Source organism: Collinsella sp. TM06-3, assembly GCF_003436395.1.
Lineage (GTDB): Bacteria > Actinomycetota > Coriobacteriia > Coriobacteriales > Coriobacteriaceae > Collinsella.
This window is the reverse complement of sequence record NZ_QSPG01000001.1, coordinates 153,023-168,028: the sequence shown is the minus strand read 5'-3', so window position 1 is coordinate 168,028 and position 15,006 is coordinate 153,023. Positions and strand designations below refer to the sequence as shown.

At 61.0% G+C, this 15,006-nt stretch carries 12 protein-coding genes and 2 tRNA genes; 5 read left to right on the top strand and 9 right to left on the bottom strand.

What is annotated here, in order from left to right; genetic code table 11:
• Positions 1 to 792, bottom strand: a complete 792-nt coding sequence (gene cobM / locus DXD56_RS00755; RefSeq protein WP_117639391.1) for a precorrin-4 C(11)-methyltransferase — start codon at positions 790 to 792, stop codon at positions 1 to 3.
• Positions 793 to 1,250: 458 nt separating this feature from the next.
• Here cobM and DXD56_RS00750 point away from each other — a divergent pair, with 458 nt between their 5' ends.
• From DXD56_RS00750 to DXD56_RS00730, 5 genes are all read left to right on the top strand, one after another.
• Positions 1,251 to 2,177, top strand: a complete 927-nt coding sequence (locus tag DXD56_RS00750) for a sirohydrochlorin cobaltochelatase (RefSeq protein WP_117639389.1) — start codon at positions 1,251 to 1,253, stop codon at positions 2,175 to 2,177.
• Between the two features lie 144 nt (positions 2,178 to 2,321).
• Positions 2,322 to 2,855, top strand: a complete 534-nt coding sequence (locus DXD56_RS00745; RefSeq protein ID WP_117639387.1) for a hypothetical protein — start codon at positions 2,322 to 2,324, stop codon at positions 2,853 to 2,855.
• A gap of 4 nt (positions 2,856 to 2,859) precedes the next feature.
• Positions 2,860 to 4,431, top strand: coding sequence for an ABC transporter substrate-binding protein (locus DXD56_RS00740; protein ID WP_147325165.1), 1,572 nt, complete (start codon positions 2,860 to 2,862; stop codon positions 4,429 to 4,431).
• A 22-nt stretch (positions 4,432 to 4,453) separates the two neighbouring features.
• A complete protein-coding gene (locus DXD56_RS00735; RefSeq protein ID WP_117639383.1) occupies positions 4,454 to 5,476 on the top strand; it encodes an iron ABC transporter permease in 1,023 nt (340 codons plus the stop codon).
• A complete protein-coding gene (locus tag DXD56_RS00730; protein ID WP_117639381.1) occupies positions 5,477 to 6,793 on the top strand; it encodes an ABC transporter ATP-binding protein in 1,317 nt (438 codons plus the stop codon). It begins immediately after the preceding gene.
• A 111-nt stretch (positions 6,794 to 6,904) separates the two neighbouring features.
• Here DXD56_RS00730 and DXD56_RS00725 read toward each other — a convergent pair whose 3' ends face one another.
• The 8 genes from DXD56_RS00725 to ptsP all read right to left on the bottom strand — a co-directional run bounded on the left by DXD56_RS00725 (position 6,905) and on the right by ptsP (position 14,929).
• The gene (locus DXD56_RS00725) at positions 6,905 to 7,516 is read right to left on the bottom strand and encodes a TetR/AcrR family transcriptional regulator (protein ID WP_158549249.1); all 612 of its coding nucleotides are present in this window, start codon (positions 7,514 to 7,516) and stop codon (positions 6,905 to 6,907) included.
• A gap of 116 nt (positions 7,517 to 7,632) precedes the next feature.
• Positions 7,633 to 8,940 carry a lysylphosphatidylglycerol synthase transmembrane domain-containing protein gene (locus DXD56_RS00720; RefSeq protein ID WP_117639377.1) on the bottom strand — a complete coding sequence of 436 codons (1,308 nt, stop codon included), beginning with the start codon at positions 8,938 to 8,940 and terminating at the stop codon, positions 7,633 to 7,635.
• 151 nt (positions 8,941 to 9,091) lie between these two features.
• A tRNA-Glu gene (locus DXD56_RS00715) sits at positions 9,092 to 9,168 on the bottom strand.
• Between the two features lie 22 nt (positions 9,169 to 9,190).
• Positions 9,191 to 9,267: transfer RNA gene (locus DXD56_RS00710), tRNA-Glu, on the bottom strand.
• Between the two features lie 225 nt (positions 9,268 to 9,492).
• Positions 9,493 to 10,887, bottom strand: a complete 1,395-nt coding sequence (locus tag DXD56_RS00705) for a CCA tRNA nucleotidyltransferase (protein WP_117639375.1) — start codon at positions 10,885 to 10,887, stop codon at positions 9,493 to 9,495.
• A gap of 210 nt (positions 10,888 to 11,097) precedes the next feature.
• Positions 11,098 to 12,030, bottom strand: a complete 933-nt coding sequence (locus DXD56_RS00700; protein WP_117639373.1) for a 1-phosphofructokinase family hexose kinase — start codon at positions 12,028 to 12,030, stop codon at positions 11,098 to 11,100.
• 188 nt (positions 12,031 to 12,218) lie between these two features.
• A complete protein-coding gene (locus DXD56_RS00695) occupies positions 12,219 to 13,151 on the bottom strand; it encodes a 1-phosphofructokinase family hexose kinase (protein WP_006233969.1) in 933 nt (310 codons plus the stop codon).
• 74 nt (positions 13,152 to 13,225) lie between these two features.
• Complete coding sequence (gene ptsP, locus DXD56_RS00690) at positions 13,226 to 14,929, bottom strand: phosphoenolpyruvate--protein phosphotransferase (protein WP_117639371.1); 1,704 nt, start codon at positions 14,927 to 14,929, stop codon at positions 13,226 to 13,228.
• Between the last annotated feature and the right edge of the window lie 77 nt (positions 14,930 to 15,006).

Sequence of the window (15,006 nt, the reverse complement as noted above, 5' to 3'; positions counted from 1 at the left end):
CTAGCTGCTCGCCTTTCGATACCCTGTGGCAAACGAAGGGTCGTAAAGCTTGCTGCGCTCGTACGACTCCGCTTGCGCGCCGATGTGCGCAAGCCCGCCGCGAGCTCCGAGCACGCGGCCCACCACCACGAGCGCCGTGCGGTCGATGCCCTCTCGCGCGCCCGCATCGGCGAGTGTGCCCACTGTGCATCGCACCACGCGCTCCTCAGGCCAGGTTGCCTTATACACGAGCGCCGCCGGCTCGTCGGAGCTGCGGCCCGCGGCCAAAAGCTCAGCGGAAAGCTCGGCGAGCATACCCGAGCTCAGGAAGATGGCCATAGTCGAGCCGCTTTCCGCCATGGTGCGCATGCCCTCGCCCGCGGGCATGGGGGTGCGCCCGGAAAGCCGCGTGATCACGACCGACTGGCTGATTCCCGGCAGCGTGTATTCCTGGCGAAGCGCCGCCGCGGCACCGCAAAAGCTCGACACGCCGGGCACCACCTCGTAGTCCACGCCGCGCGCGTCGAGTGCGTCCATCTGCTCCTGAATGGCGCCGTACAGGCACGGGTCGCCCGTGTGCAGGCGCACCACTTCCTCGCCCCGCGCATCCGCCGCGCACATCACGTCGAGCACTTCCTCCAAGGTCATGTGCGCGCTGTCGTAGACGACGCAGGATTCCTTGCACTCGGCGAGCAGCTCAGGGTTCACAAGGCTCCCCGCCCAAACGACCACGTCGGCCGCGCGCAGAAGACGCGCCCCGCGCAGCGTGATAAGGTCGGCGGCGCCCGAGCCTGCGCCAACGATATGAATCATCCGAGCCTTCCCTTCCCGTTTCTCATCGCAACCGTTTACGCCGCCCTTCGCGCAGCGGGCAAAACACGGCGCCCGCAGCGGCAATCGGCGCAAATACGCAGGCAGGAGGCGCAATGCCGCCCGCCCTGGCTTTGACACGTTCACAAGTGCCCACTATCATAGTAAAAGATTCGGCAACGAGCATATGACAATCGGATAAAAGGAAATGACCGGCGCGGCGCCCGCACAGCCCGCGCTGGCTTGCGGAGGGAACCAGGTGGGAATCCTGGGCAAGGGACATTACTGTATAGGACGCGCGGGCGAACCGCCTCGCGCCCCAAGCCAGACTGCTTCGCCTTTTCCTCACGGCATCGCCGTGGCGTTAGCTCCTTGTGAACCCCGAGGGGTGCGCTTTTCTTTCGCTTGTGCCGACAAGCAACTGTCGCCGGGGGACCGGCAAACCGAGGAAAGGAAAAACCATGTCCGACCAGATGTCACGCCGCAGCTTCATGGGCGCCGCAGCAACCGGAGCCGTCGCGCTCGCCGGAATCACGCTCGCGGGCTGCTCCAGCACCTCCGCAAGTTCCGAGAAATCGAGCGAAAAGGAGAAGGCCGTGAAGCCGGTCATCCTCGTCACGAGCTTCGGCACGAGCTACAACGACTCGCGCCACATCACCATCGGCGCCATCGAAGACGCTATCCGCGAGAAGTACTGGCAGGACTACGACATCCGCCGCGCCTTCACCGCGCAGATCATCATCGACAAGCTGAAGAAGCGCGACGGCATCACGATCGACAACATGACCGAGGCGCTCGACCGCTGCGTGAAAGACGGCGTGAAGGAAATCGTCGTGCAGCCGACGCATCTCATGGGTGGCCTGGAATACACCGACGTGAAAGACGAGCTCGACAAGTACGCCGACAAGTTCGACAAGATCTCGCTCGGCGACCCGTTGCTCACCTCCGACGACGACTACAAGAAGGTGGCCGCAGCCATTAAGGAGAACATGGCGTCCTTCGACGACGGCAAGACGGCGCTGTGCCTCATGGGCCACGGCACCGAAGCCGATTCCAACGCCGACTATGCCAAGATGCAGGAAGTGTTCAAGAACGAGGGCTTGACACAGTTCTTCGTCGGCACCGTCGAGGCTGAACCGACCTGCGAGGATGTTATCGCCGCCGCGAGCGCCGCAGGGTACAAGAAGGCCGTGCTCGCGCCGTTCATGGTGGTCGCGGGCGACCACGCGAACAACGACATGGCAGACGAGACCGACCCCGACAGCTGGGCTGCGAAGTTCGTGGCCGCCGGCTTCGAAGTGACGTGCCTGCTCCAGGGTCTGGGACAGAACGTCGCGGTCGACGACATCTACGTCTCACACGTGGACGACGCCATCGCCAAGCTCTAAACTCGCCGCGCACGGGGGCGCCGGTCGCGTCCCCGTGCAACGGGCATGCGCCTTCCCCGACCGACGGCGCATGCCCGTTGCATTCGCATCCCGCCCGACCACCGCACGGCGCGGGCGGTCGAAGCGATTGAAAGGAACCCCTCCATGTTGAAGAAAACCCTCGTCTTCGCCCTGTCGGCGGCGCTTCTCGCGTTCTCGCTCGCCGGCTGCGCCGGAAATTCAAGCGACAGCGCAAAGGCAAGCGATGCCGATTCCCAGGAAAGGACCGAACAGGCGGCAGATGCGCCCGAGGGCACAAGCGCTGCCCCCATCACCGCCGACAAGGTGGCCGACGGCACCTATCCGATCACCGTAGATTCCAGCTCAAACATGTTCAGGATTGTGGACGCACAGCTCATCGTGGAAAACGGCTCCATGCACTGCGTGATGACGCTTTCCGGCACGGGCTACGGCAAACTCTTCATGGGCACGGGCGACGAGGCTGCCGCCGCGAGCGAGGCCGACTTCATCCCCTATGTGGAAAACGCGGAAGGCAAGTACACCTACGACGTGCCCGTTGAAGCGCTCGACGAGGACACCGCCTGCGCCGCGTGGAGCATTAAAAGGGAGCGGTGGTACGACCGCACGCTCGTGTTCGAATCCGCCGGCGTCGATCTGCGCGCCGACGCACTGAAGTAACGCCATGCGGTCGATTCTTCCCAAGGGGGAAAACAGGAAGCGCCACAGCATCGCGGCGCGCGCGATCGCCTGCGTTCTCGTCGCCCTGCTCGCGCTTCCCTTCGCGGGGTGCAGTGCGAGCCCGAACGCGACCGGTGGCACGGCGGGCTCTCAGGAATACACTGTGAGCGTCTCGCTTTCCGGCGGGTCAGGGCGCGCAAGCATCGCCTCACCCACCACAATTGTGAAGGATGGCGACACCTACACCGCGACCATCACCTGGTCGAGTTCGAACTACGACAAGATGACCGTCGACGGCGTGGACTACGCGCCCGTAAACGACGGCGGCAACTCCACGTTCGAGATACCCGTCACGCTCGACGAGGACATCGCCGTGTCGGCCGAGACCGTCGCCATGTCGACGCCGCACACCATCGACTACACGATCCACTTCGACTCATCCACCATGAAGGAGAAATCGGGCGACGATGCAAGCGGCGGCTCCCCTGCAGGAACGGCTTCAAGCGCCGCGGCCGACTTCCACAACGCCGATTTGGGCTGCGGCTGGGAGCCGACGGGGGCGCTTCAGTTTGAATACGCCGAGCACTTCACTGTCGACGAGTTCGAAGGCGGTCTGCGGCTTATCTGCGTTTCGAATGGAGAACGTTTCCTCGTGGTGCCGCAAGATGCGAAGGTACCTGATGGGTTGAGCTCCGACATCGCGGTCATAAGGCGCCCCGCCAACAAGGTGTACCTCGTGTCGTCGGCGACGATGTGCCTAGTCGACGCGCTCGATGCGAACGACAATATCATCATGTCGGGCACGAAGGCCGACGACTGCTCGGTCGTGGGCTTCAAAAGCGCACTCGAAAGTGGGGCGATCGCCTACGGCGGCAAGTACAGCGCGCCCGACTACGAGCGAATATCGGCCTCGGGCTGTACGCTCGCCATCGAGAACACCATGATCAACCACACGCCCGATGTGAAGGAAAAGCTGCAGAAGCTCGGGCTCGTCGTGCTCACCGAACAGTCGTCGAGCGAGCCCGAAGCACTCGGGCGCGTCGAGTGGATTAAGCTTTTCGGCGTCCTGTTCGACAAGGAAGACGAGGCCGCGCACCTGTTCAACGAGCAGAAGGCCCGCGTCGAGCAAACGTCGGGGCTCGCGTCGTCAGGTAAAACCGTGGCGTATTTCTACATTAACTCGAACGGGGCCGCCGTCACGCGGCGGGCGGGCGACTACGTGGCGCAGATGATCGAGCTTGCAGGCGGCAGCTATGCGCTCGATGACGCGCAGACGGCGTCGACGTCAGGTTCGTCAGTAACGCTCGAAATGGAGCGCTTCTACGCGACGGCGAAGGATGCCGACATCATCGTCTACAACGGCACCATCGACGAATCGGTTGCCACCTTGAACGACTTCGTAGGCAAAAACGCGCTATTGTCGCAGTTCAAAGCCGTGAAGAACGGCAACGTCTGGGTCACAAGCACCGACATGTACCAGCAGATGACTTCTACAGCCGACATTATCGACGAGCTGCACGGGGCGTTCACCGGCGATGACGCGAGCGACTTCCATTATCTGAGGAAGCTCGGCTAGCACCATGAGAAGCCGACTTTCCATGGCATACGACGAATCGGGGCGCGCCGCACGGTGTCGCGTCGTGACGGCGCTGCTCGCTGTTGCCCTCATCGTGCTCGTCGGGGCTAACCTGTGCATCGGGAGCGTGCTCGTGCCCGCAGACCACATCCCCGGCATCCTTTCGGGCGGCGCGGCCAATTCCATGGAAAGCCAGGTCATCTGGGAGATTCGCCTGCCGCGCGTGCTTTCAGCCGTGCTTCTCGGCGGGGCACTTTCGCTTTCCGGGTTCCTGCTGCAGACGTTTTTCAACAACCCCATCGCCGACCCGTTCATCTTGGGCGTCTCCTCGGGCGCAAAGTTCGTCGTCGCGCTTACGATGATCGTACTTCTGGGCGCGAACCAGGCCATGTCCTCGCCGGCCATGGTGGCCGCAGCGTTTCTGGGCTCGCTTATCACCATCGGCTTCGTGCTCCTCATCGCACGGCGCATAAGTTCCATGGCCATGCTCATCGTGGCGGGCGTCATGGTGGGATACATCTGCTCGGCGGCGACGAACTTCCTCATCGCCTTCGCCGACGACCAGTCCATCGTGAACCTGCACAACTGGTCTTTGGGTAGCTTCTCGGGTTCGAGCTGGGACGACGTCGCGGTCATCACGGTCGTGGTGATCACCGTAAGCGCATGCGTATTCGCGATATCGAAGCCCCTTTCCGCCTTCCAGCTGGGAGAAGCCTACGCGAAAAGCGTCGGCGTGAACGTCGCACGCTTCCGCGTGGCGCTCGTCCTTCTAGCGAGCATGCTCTCCGCCTGCGTGACCGCGTTCGCTGGTCCGGTGTCGTTCGTAGGCATTGCGGTTCCGCATCTCGTGAAGTCGGTGCTAAAGTCGTCGAAGCCCATCCGCGTGATTCCTGCGTGCTTCTTGGGAGGCGCCATCTTCTGCGCGGGCTGCGATTTGATCGCGCGCACACTGTTCTCTCCCGTCGAACTTTCCATCAGCGCTGTCACCGCCATCTTCGGCGCGCCGGTGGTTATCGCGCTCATGTTGAAGAAGCGGGTGAGGTAGATGGGAGAATTCGCGCCGCGGCCCAAAACGCTCGGAGGGGACATTCCATGCTTAGACAGTCCTGAGCTCGCACGAAAGCGCCAGAAGGCACTTTCGGCTCGTGCGGAACTGCGCGAGGAACGCCTCCTCCGAGCGGAGCCGAACCTCGAAACTCCGGTCGAAACGCAGGCTGACGGAGCGCCGCTTTTCCGCATAAGCGACCTGTCGGCGGGCTACGACAAGAAGGTCGTAGTCGAAGGCGTCGATCTGGAGGTTCGCCCGGGCGATGTCGTGGCGCTCATCGGGCCGAACGGCTCGGGCAAGTCGACCATCTTGAAAACCATCACACGCCATCTGGCACCGCTTGCCGGCGCGGTCGAGCTCGACGGGCGGGAGATTTCCCGATGGAAGACGGCGGAGTTTGCAAAGAACCTTGCCGTTATGCTGACAGATCGCCCCCGGACCGAGCTCCTCACCTGCCGCGATATCGTAGAGGCGGGAAGACATCCCTACACCGGGCGAATGGGCGCACTCTCGCCTAACGACCATAGTCGGGTCGACGAGGCCATGAAAACCGCACATATGGAAGAGCTCGCCGAGTGCGACTTCATGCAGATAAGCGACGGGCAACGCCAGCGCGTCATGCTCGCACGCGCCATCGCACAGGATCCGCGTGTGCTCGTGCTCGACGAGCCCACGTCGTATCTCGATATCCGCTACCAGATCGACCTGCTGCGAATACTTCGCCACCTTGCGAAATCGCGGAATGTGGCTGTCATCATGTCCATCCACGAACTCGAGCTCGCGCAGAAAAGCGCCGACAAGGTGATTTGCGTGAAGGACGGCCGGGTCTTCCGCGCCGGCGCACCCGAGGACATATTCACGCGCGAGACGATTGGCGAGCTCTACGGCCTTCAACATGGCACCTTCAACGAGCGCTTCGGCAGCGTGGAAATTGGACGCCCGCACGGCGATGCGCACACGTTCGTCATCGCCGGTGCAGGTACGGGGTCGGCTGTGTTTCGCCAGCTCATCCGGCAGGGCAAGGCGTTCTACGCGGGCGTTCTGCACGAAGGGGACATCGACTGCGAGCTTGCGCGCGACCTAGCGGCGGAATGCGTGGCCGAGCGCGCCTTCGAGCCGATCGGGGATAAAACCATAGCCCGCGCCAAAGAGCTCCTCGTCCACTGCGCGCGTCTTATCGTGTGCCCCGCCGCCTTCGGCACCATAAACGCCCGCAACGTAGAGCTCGTCGAGTTCGCACGATCGCATGGTATCGAGGTCATGCAAGCGTGCGAAGGCGCATCGGAGGATTCCCAATTGGAGTGGGAAGGATAAACTGGACTTTCTTTTAAGGATCCTCAGGCTACAGCTCCTACGCGGCGAGGTCTACAAGGCGCCGGAGAACTTCATGAACAGGAATTTCCACGCCGACGAGCCCAATTAGGCCTAATCCAAGCGAGATTCCAGACTCGACAGGCCATTGAGAGTCAGGTCGTTGGCGACCTCAGAGACGCGCTCAATAGGAACCGAGCCGTCAGACAGCGCCCACGTGCGATAGATACCGATAATGCCTGACAGCAAAAACGCCAGATAGTAGTCGAACATCTCATCCTTAAGGCCTTGGGGCAGCAAGTCGCGCTCGGCAATCTCGTGCTCGAGCGGCACACGAAGACGAGCCATAAAATCGTCGAGCGGAATATTCTCGATCAGCTGACGATTGAGCACCAGGTTGTTGCATAGCGCCTCGTTAACGGTTTTAAAGAAGGTCGCCGCCGCGCCCAGGGCGCGCTCGTTGGTGTCGCCGTTCATGGAAGTAAGCGTTTTCTCGACCGAGTCGACAATCATCTCCACCACATCAACGGCAATGGCATCGAGCAGGCCGTCAACCGTACCAAAGTGCACGTAAAAGGTCTTACGGTCGACATTTGCCTCACGCGCGATGGCACTCACCGTAATGTCTGCCAGCGGCTTTTCCATCAACAGGCGCTCAAACGCAGAAAGGATAGCATTGCGGCTGCGAACGATGCGGCGATCAATACGCGGTTTGCTGGTGGCCATGGGCGTGTCCCTTCGATATACGGGCATTCATCAACAGATGAGAGATAATCTACGTAAGAGGATTATCCCTCATACAGCACAAATATGCCCCGCATCATGAAGAACGCACGACTGCCCTACTGCGACTTAGGGTGCTTCTTCTTATTGAGTGCCGACGGAGATACGCGAATACCGTCGCCTGTCTGGCGCACATAGGCTTTATGAGCCGGCTTAGCAGCCCCAGAAGCCTTCTGAGCGTGCTTCTTGGGATCAACGGTAACAGCATTCGTGGGGTGCGGCTTAGTGGGCGCAGAGGACGTCTGAGGCGTTCGTCCGAGCTTGCGCATCGCGCGATCCCAGCGCGCATGGATACTCTCGTTGTGAGCGCTCTTAAGGCCCAGCAGGGGCGCGGCCAAAATCGTCGGCGCGATAAACGTAATGAGGCGCCACAGCAGATAACCGGCGGTCGACGCAGATCCAAAGAAATGACCCAGGAACAGCGCGAAGCCACCCTCGGCACCGCCGGTGCCACCGGGCAGGGGAACAGCAGAGCTCAGGAGCTGAACAAAGGCGCTCGCGGCCATGACCGAGAAAAAGTCGACTTCGTGGTGGCCAAAGGCAAGCATCAGGAAATACGGCACGAGATAGAAAAACGCGAGCTGCAACATGGTGATGACCACCGTGAGCAGCATAGACGAAAAGTGGCCGGCTGAAAGCTTGAACTTCTCGGAAAAAGAGTAGATTTCGCCGTCGACAAACGTACGCCAGCCTTCGATCTTGGTGGCCGAGACGCCCATTCGCTCGAGCCAATTAATGATGCAGTGCGCGACGCGCGTGACGGTCTTGGGCATGAGCGCGACGGCAAAGATGCCAAGCAGAATGCAACAGTGACCGCCAAAGCTAAAGACGCACAGCAGCGTCATGTCGCCATAACGCTCGGCGAAAAACGGCATGCGGGCAAGCAGCAGAATGGCGCCCCAGGCAACGAGGCCAAACTGATACACGATAAAACGCGTGAACTGCGTGGCACCGGCCTCGCCGACATTTTGGCCTGCCTTGGTCAGGCGGTAAATCTGGGCGGGCGTAGAGCCCATCATCATGGGCGTCAGGTTGCCAAAGAAGATACCGCTCGCCTCGACCGAGATCAGGTCGCGAATGCCGACGGGCGAATTGGGATCGAGCCAGACGGCGATCGCATAGGCAACGATGCCAAAGAACAGGTACAGGAACATGCAAAAGCATGCAGCAACGAGCCACGGCGCCTGAACGCTCGACATGGCAGCCCAGAACTGTCCCATCTGACCGGTCACAATCAGATAAACGATATAGCCAACCAGCACGACCCCGATAAAAATGGCACCGCGGCGTGCACCCTTGTTGTCATCGCCGCCCGAGGCCTCAACCTCGACCTGGGGCTTAGATGTATGCTGAGAGGACTCCGTCATGAGGCTCCTTCTGACCGTCCAAATATCTTGCATATTGTACCCGCAAGGGCCACAAGCAGAACGTAAAGCTATGGGCCAAATGGGAATTGCAGATGGTTTGCTCGGAAATAAAAAACCCGGGCTTCCGTGGGAAGTCCGGGTCTCAAATTCATGGTAGCCCGTACCAGATTCGAACTGGTGATCTCCGCCTTGAGAGGGCGGCGTCCTAAACCGCTAGACGAACGGGCCATAAGCCTCAGCAGAAAAGAAGTGGTAGCCCGTACCAGATTCGAACTGGTGATCTCCGCCTTGAGAGGGCGGCGTCCTAAACCGCTAGACGAACGGGCCACATGACATCTGCACTGCCGTGCTGCGAAGAAATATATTACGGGACAAAAAACGCGAGCGCAAGAAAAAATTCCAATTTGCCGAAAATTTGTCGGCAGGTTATGGAACGCGCAGGTCAAATGGGTAGATAATTTGGGACGGGGCTTTTTAGCTACCTATACCAAAATCACGAGCACTTCGACCGATTGAAAGCAGTGGTAGCTAATAAGCCCTGTCCCAAATTAGCTACCCAAGGTTAAGGTGGGCCAGGAGGGCTTCTCGGGTGTTAGGAATGTTGTCTTCGATCACGGCATCGAGGGCAGCGTTAAGCAGCTGACCTAACTCGGGTCCTGGCTGAACGCCGGCACGGATCAGGTCGCCACCATTGATGGCAAGCATCTTGAGCGTATAGGGCTCCCCCGCCTGCAGCAGATCATGGGCGAGTGTACGCATCTCCTCGATCGTCTCGACATAATAGAAGCACGAGGGCGCCTTGCCGAGCGTGTCGGCACGCTTAAGGTCCATGAGCTCGTCCATCAGACGCGGCGTATCGACACCCTCGCCCGAAAGCGCGCGCATCATATTGAGCAGGCAGGAGCGCTCGGGGCGCAGCGGCTTGTCATGGTATTTGATCAGCAGGCACACATCGCGCACCAAATCGTGCGAGAGCGCCAGGCGATCCATGATGACACGCGCCTTCTTGGCGCCGAGCTCGGGATGACCGTAGAAGTGTCCGCTGCCGTCGTGATCGACCGTAAAGCACTCGGGTTTGGAAACATCGTGCAAAAACGCCGCCCACATAAGGCTCGACGAGGGCGCGACGCCGTCGCACAGCGCCAGCTCCCCTGCCACCGTCAGCACGCGGGCGATATGCTCATAGACGTTAAACGCATGATAGACGCTGCGCTGGTCAAACCCGCGGGCGGGCGCGAGCTCGGGCACGGCGGCGCAAACAAGCTCGGGGTAGCGCAGCATCGCGTCTCCCCCGTGGCCGGTCGAAAGGATGCCCTCGAGCTCAATGCCCACGCGCTCGCGCGCCACAGCATCGAGCAACGGCGCACATTCGGCCAGGGCCTGCTTGGTCGCAGGCTCAATCATAAAGTCCAAGCGGCAGGCAAACCGCACCGCGCGCAGCATGCGAAGCGCGTCCTCGTTAAAACGACGCATGGGATCTCCAACGGCGCGGATAAGCTTGCGCTCCAGGTCGCCCTGGCCGTCGTAACGGTCGACAAGGCCGCGCTCGGGATGCCACGCCATGGCATTGACGGTAAAGTCGCGGCGCGCCAGGTCGTCCTCAAGCGAAGCAGCGCGCTCCACACTCTGGGGATGACGACCGTCGGTATAGAAGCCGTCCAAGCGGTAGGTGGTGACCTCAATACGCTCGCCATCGCAAATAGCCGTGATGCCGCCGAATTTAATGCCCGACTCAACCACCGCAATATCAGCCGCCTCGAGCGCCTCTTTGGACTCCTGCCACAGGCCGCTGCAGCACATGTCAACATCGTGGCTGGGGCGCCCCATCAGGGCATCACGGACCCAACCGCCTACGTACCAGGCCTCAAGACCGGCTGCCTCGAGCGCACGCAGGACACGGATGGAGGCATCGGTCGGCTGCGTACCGTTGAGCGAAACATTGCACATGCCTATGGCCTCCTGCACTTGCGAGCGTTAATCGATGGTTCTCAAGAAGTCTAGCAAGAAACGAGAAAGTGCGCACACGCAATCGCGTCTACGATTCGATAAAACGAGACAACCTAAAACGAGACAACAGACACCACATACGTTCAGTGCGCAAAAAACACCCGCCCTGGGAATCCAAAGCGGGTGTACGGCTACGGTTATTCGATGCGGCTAGCAGACCTGACGAATGGCGATGCCCTTCTGATACTCATCGACCTTGGCAAAGTCGCCCAGACCAGGGCACTCGACCACGTTGGCGCCGGTGGCCATCGAGAGGCGCAGGGCGTCCTCGACGCGCTCGGGGGCGTCGTGCCACACGGACAGGAAGGCGGCCAGCGAAGAGTCACCGGCGCAGACGGTCGACAGCAGCTTGACCTCAAAGGTACGGTTGGCAAACCAGATGTGCTCGTCGTTAGAGAAGTACGCTCCAGCGCCACCCAGGGTCAGCAGCACGTTCTTGGCGCCCTTGGCATGAAGCTCGGCCATAGCGCCCTTGACGGACTCGTCGTCGCCACCGCTCACCTTAATGCCAAAGATGTCGAGCAGCTCGTCGTCATTGGGCTTAATCAGCAGCGGCTCCATGGCAATGAGGTCTGCCAGCTGATGGCTCGAGATATCGAGCACGAACTCGGCCCCCTTGGCCTTGACGCGGCGCAGGACCTCGGCCAGGAAGCCCTCGGAAGTGTTGGGAGGCAGCGAGCCGCTGATGACCAGGCAGGTCATGTCATCGAGCGAATCGATGAGCTCAAACATCTCCCGCTCGTTGGCCTCGTTGATGGCGGCACCGGCGTTGACCATGTTGTACTCGGTGTCGGGGCCGGCGTTGAGGAACACATTGACGCGCGTGATGCCGTCGGTCCACACGGGCTTGACGGGCACGCCCAGGGCCTCGGCGCCCTTAACGATAAACTCGCCCGAGAAACCGGCGAAAAAGCCCAGGATCGTGGTGTCGACGCCGTAGTGGTCGAGCGTAAACGAGACGTTGAGGCCCTTGCCGTTGGGCGTGTAGACGGCGTTACGGGTACGCGTGACGGTGTTGGCAGCAAGACCGTCGCAGGTGATGTTGTAGTCAATGGCGGGATTTGCAGTGAGCGTGTAAATCATGAATGTTCCTTTCACAAGGCAACGTGTTAATGAAAGTATATTCCACGCATCGGTAAAAGGCTAGGACAACTCGGTGAACGGTGTGGAAGCGATGAAGTACGGAAGGACTCCTCTCCCCCGTGGCGGAACAAAAAGGCGCCCCAGCCGAAACCGGGGCGCCGCATGCGCACGAATATGTCGCGTTTCGATTACTGACGATCGAGCTTGCGGACAGCAACGCGCTTGCTGTACTCGTCAACGTGACCGAAGTCGCCGATGCCGACGGACTCAGCGACGTTGGCGCCGGTGGCCATAGCGAGCTTCATGGCCTCCTCGACGTTGTCGCGATCCCTGTACCACTTGTGCAGGAACGCAGCGAGGGTACAGTCGCCGGCGCAGACGGAAGAGACCAGCTTGATGTTGAACTCACGCTTGGCGTACCAAATGTCCTCGCCGTTGGAGAAGTAGGCGTCGCCACGGCTACCACGGGTGAGCAGCACGTTCTGAACGCCCGCGTCGTGAGCCATCTTCATGGCAACGCGGACCTCGTCATCAGTGTCGACCGGCACGCCGAAGATAGCCTTCATCTCGTGATGGTTCGGCTTGATGAGCAGCGGCTTCTTGTGAGCGAGCTCCTTGAGCTTGTCGGAGGACAGGTCCAGGACGACATCGGCGCCACGGGCCTGAGCGTGCTCCATGACCTGAGCCAGGAAGTCGGGCGTAGCTTTGGGAGGCACGGAGCCAGAGACGATCAGGCACTCAAGATCGCCCGCGGTGTCCAGGATGTTGTAGAGCTCCTCCTGGTGCTGCGGCGTAATAGGAGCACCGGGGTTGAGGATGCCGTACTCGTGCTGGCCATCGTTGACGTAGGTGTTGATACGCGTGATGCCGTCGGTCCAGACCGGGCGGCACAGGCAACCCAGGTTCATGACCTCCTCGACGATAAACTTGCCCGTGAAGCCAGCGAAGAAGCCGAGCGCGACGGTGTCGACGCCCATCTTCTTAAAGGCGAAGGACACGTCGAGGCCCTTGCCGTTAGCCGTGTAGCTGGCCGAGCCGGTGCGGACGTTCTCATCGGGCTCGAGCGGAGAGCTCGAAACCGTCATGTCGACAGCCGGGTTAGCGGTTAGCGTGTAGAACATTTACAGTACCCCCTGTATATGTGAGGGCCGCGTGATTGGCCCATTCCAACCACGCGGTTACCTCTGATACCAAATTAGCGAGCAGCAGACTCGAGCAGCGCCTTGACCTCGGCGGCAGTGTTGCAGGCGAGTGCCTTCTCGGCGAGCTCGTCACACTCGGCCTTGGTCCACTGGCTGATGGTCTTGCGGGCGCGCAGGATGGACGGAGCGCTCATCGAGAACTCCTCCAGGCCCCAGCTGATCAGCAGCGGCTCAAGCAGCGGATCGGCAGCGGCCTCGCCGCACATGCCGACCATGATACCGGCCTTCACGCCGCTCTCGATGATGTTCTTGAGCGAGCGGAGCACGGCGGGATAGTACACCTGGTACAGGTTGGAGATGGTGTCGTTGCCACGGTCGGCGCACATGGTGTAGCCGATGAGGTCGTTGGTGCCGATAGAGAAGAAGTCGGCGACCTCGGCCAGACGGTCAGCGAGCAGCGAGGCGGCAGGCGTCTCGACCATAATGCCGACCTCGATGTTCTCGTTGAACTTGCGACCCTCTTCGGTCAGCTCGGCCTTGCACTGCTCGACGAGCTCCTTGACGGCCACGACCTCCTCGACGCAGGTGACGAGCGGGATCATGATCTTGACGTCACCAAAGGCGCTGGCGCGCAGCAGGGCGCGGAGCTGAACCTTGTACTGGTCGGGATTGGCCAGGCAGTAACGCACGGCGCGGAAGCCCATGAAGGGGTTCTCTTCCTTGACCATGTGCAGATACGGAATCTCCTTGTCGCCGCCCACATCGAGCGTGCGGATGATGACCGGAGCACCCTTGAGCGCGCTGGCGACCTTACGATAGGCGTTGAACTGCTCCTCCTCGGAAGGAAGCTCAGCAGAGTCCATGAACAGGAACTCGGAGCGGAACAGACCGATAGCCTCGGCGTCGTGATCGAGCGCGTTGGGCACGTCATCGGGGTTACCGATGTTGCAGGCGATGATCTTCTTGATGCCATCGGCAGTCACGGACGGCTTGCCACGGAAGGCCTCGAGGGCTGCCTTCTCGGCAGCGAAGGCCTCGGCCTTGGCGGTGTAGGCAGCGAGCGTCTCCTCGTCGGGATCGGCCTCGACGATACCCTTGCCACCGTCGACGACAACGGTCATACCGTTGCGCAACGCGGTGCAGCTGTTGGAAACCGAAAGGACAGCCGGGATCTCGAGGGCGCGCGCAATGATCGCGGAGTGCGACGTGCGGCCACCGGTCTCGGTGACGATACCGGCAACGTGGGCCTTATCGATCGTGGCGGTCATGGACGGCGTGAGGTCGTGCACGACAACGACGGTATTCTCGGGCAGGACGGAGAGGTCGACGACCTCCTTGCCCAGCAGCTCGGCCAGAATACCGGTGCGGATGTCGGCGATGTCGGCCGCGCGCAGACGGAACATCTCGTCGTCCATGGACAGGAACATGTTCTCGAACATGGTCGAGGTGTCCATGAGCGCCTGCTCGGCGCAGGTGCCGCCGTCAATGGCGGCGTTGATGGCGTCGGTCATGCCCGGGTCCTGAGCCAGGACAATGTGTCCGCTCATGATCTCGGCCTCGGCCTCGCCCACCGTCTCCTTCATGTGGTCGGCCTGAGCCTGGGTCTTCTCGCAGAAGATCGAAAGAGCGGACTGATAGCGCTCCTTCTCTGCTGCCGAATCAGCAACCTCGTGCGGCTCAAACGTCAAGTCGGGATCGACGGCGACCATGACGGTGCCGATACCGATGCCCTCGGAAGCGTTGACTCCCTGATACATTCCCATTCCTCTCTCCGTGTCATGTGATAAAGCGTTTTGCCATATCCATGACAAAAGAGCGCAGCTACCTTAAGACA

What these genes read in the sequence shown, in the direction of transcription:
- DXD56_RS00750 (WP_117639389.1), top strand. Translation starts at nt 1,251, where the DNA reads ATGTCCGACCAGATGTCACGCCGCAGCTTCATGGGCGCCGCAGCAACC.
- ptsP (WP_117639371.1), bottom strand. Translation starts at nt 14,929, where the DNA reads ATGTATCAGGGAGTCAACGCTTCCGAGGGCATCGGTATCGGCACCGTC.
- DXD56_RS00730 (WP_117639381.1), top strand. Translation starts at nt 5,477, where the DNA reads ATGGGAGAATTCGCGCCGCGGCCCAAAACGCTCGGAGGGGACATTCCA.
- DXD56_RS00695 (WP_006233969.1), bottom strand. Translation starts at nt 13,151, where the DNA reads ATGTTCTACACGCTAACCGCTAACCCGGCTGTCGACATGACGGTTTCG.
- DXD56_RS00720 (WP_117639377.1), bottom strand. Translation starts at nt 8,940, where the DNA reads ATGACGGAGTCCTCTCAGCATACATCTAAGCCCCAGGTCGAGGTTGAG.
- DXD56_RS00740 (WP_147325165.1), top strand. Translation starts at nt 2,860, where the DNA reads ATGCGGTCGATTCTTCCCAAGGGGGAAAACAGGAAGCGCCACAGCATC.
- DXD56_RS00725 (WP_158549249.1), bottom strand. Translation starts at nt 7,516, where the DNA reads ATGGCCACCAGCAAACCGCGTATTGATCGCCGCATCGTTCGCAGCCGC.
- DXD56_RS00700 (WP_117639373.1), bottom strand. Translation starts at nt 12,030, where the DNA reads ATGATTTACACGCTCACTGCAAATCCCGCCATTGACTACAACATCACC.
- DXD56_RS00745 (WP_117639387.1), top strand. Translation starts at nt 2,322, where the DNA reads ATGTTGAAGAAAACCCTCGTCTTCGCCCTGTCGGCGGCGCTTCTCGCG.
- cobM (WP_117639391.1), bottom strand. Translation starts at nt 792, where the DNA reads ATGATTCATATCGTTGGCGCAGGCTCGGGCGCCGCCGACCTTATCACG.
- DXD56_RS00735 (WP_117639383.1), top strand. Translation starts at nt 4,454, where the DNA reads ATGGCATACGACGAATCGGGGCGCGCCGCACGGTGTCGCGTCGTGACG.
- DXD56_RS00705 (WP_117639375.1), bottom strand. Translation starts at nt 10,887, where the DNA reads ATGTGCAATGTTTCGCTCAACGGTACGCAGCCGACCGATGCCTCCATC.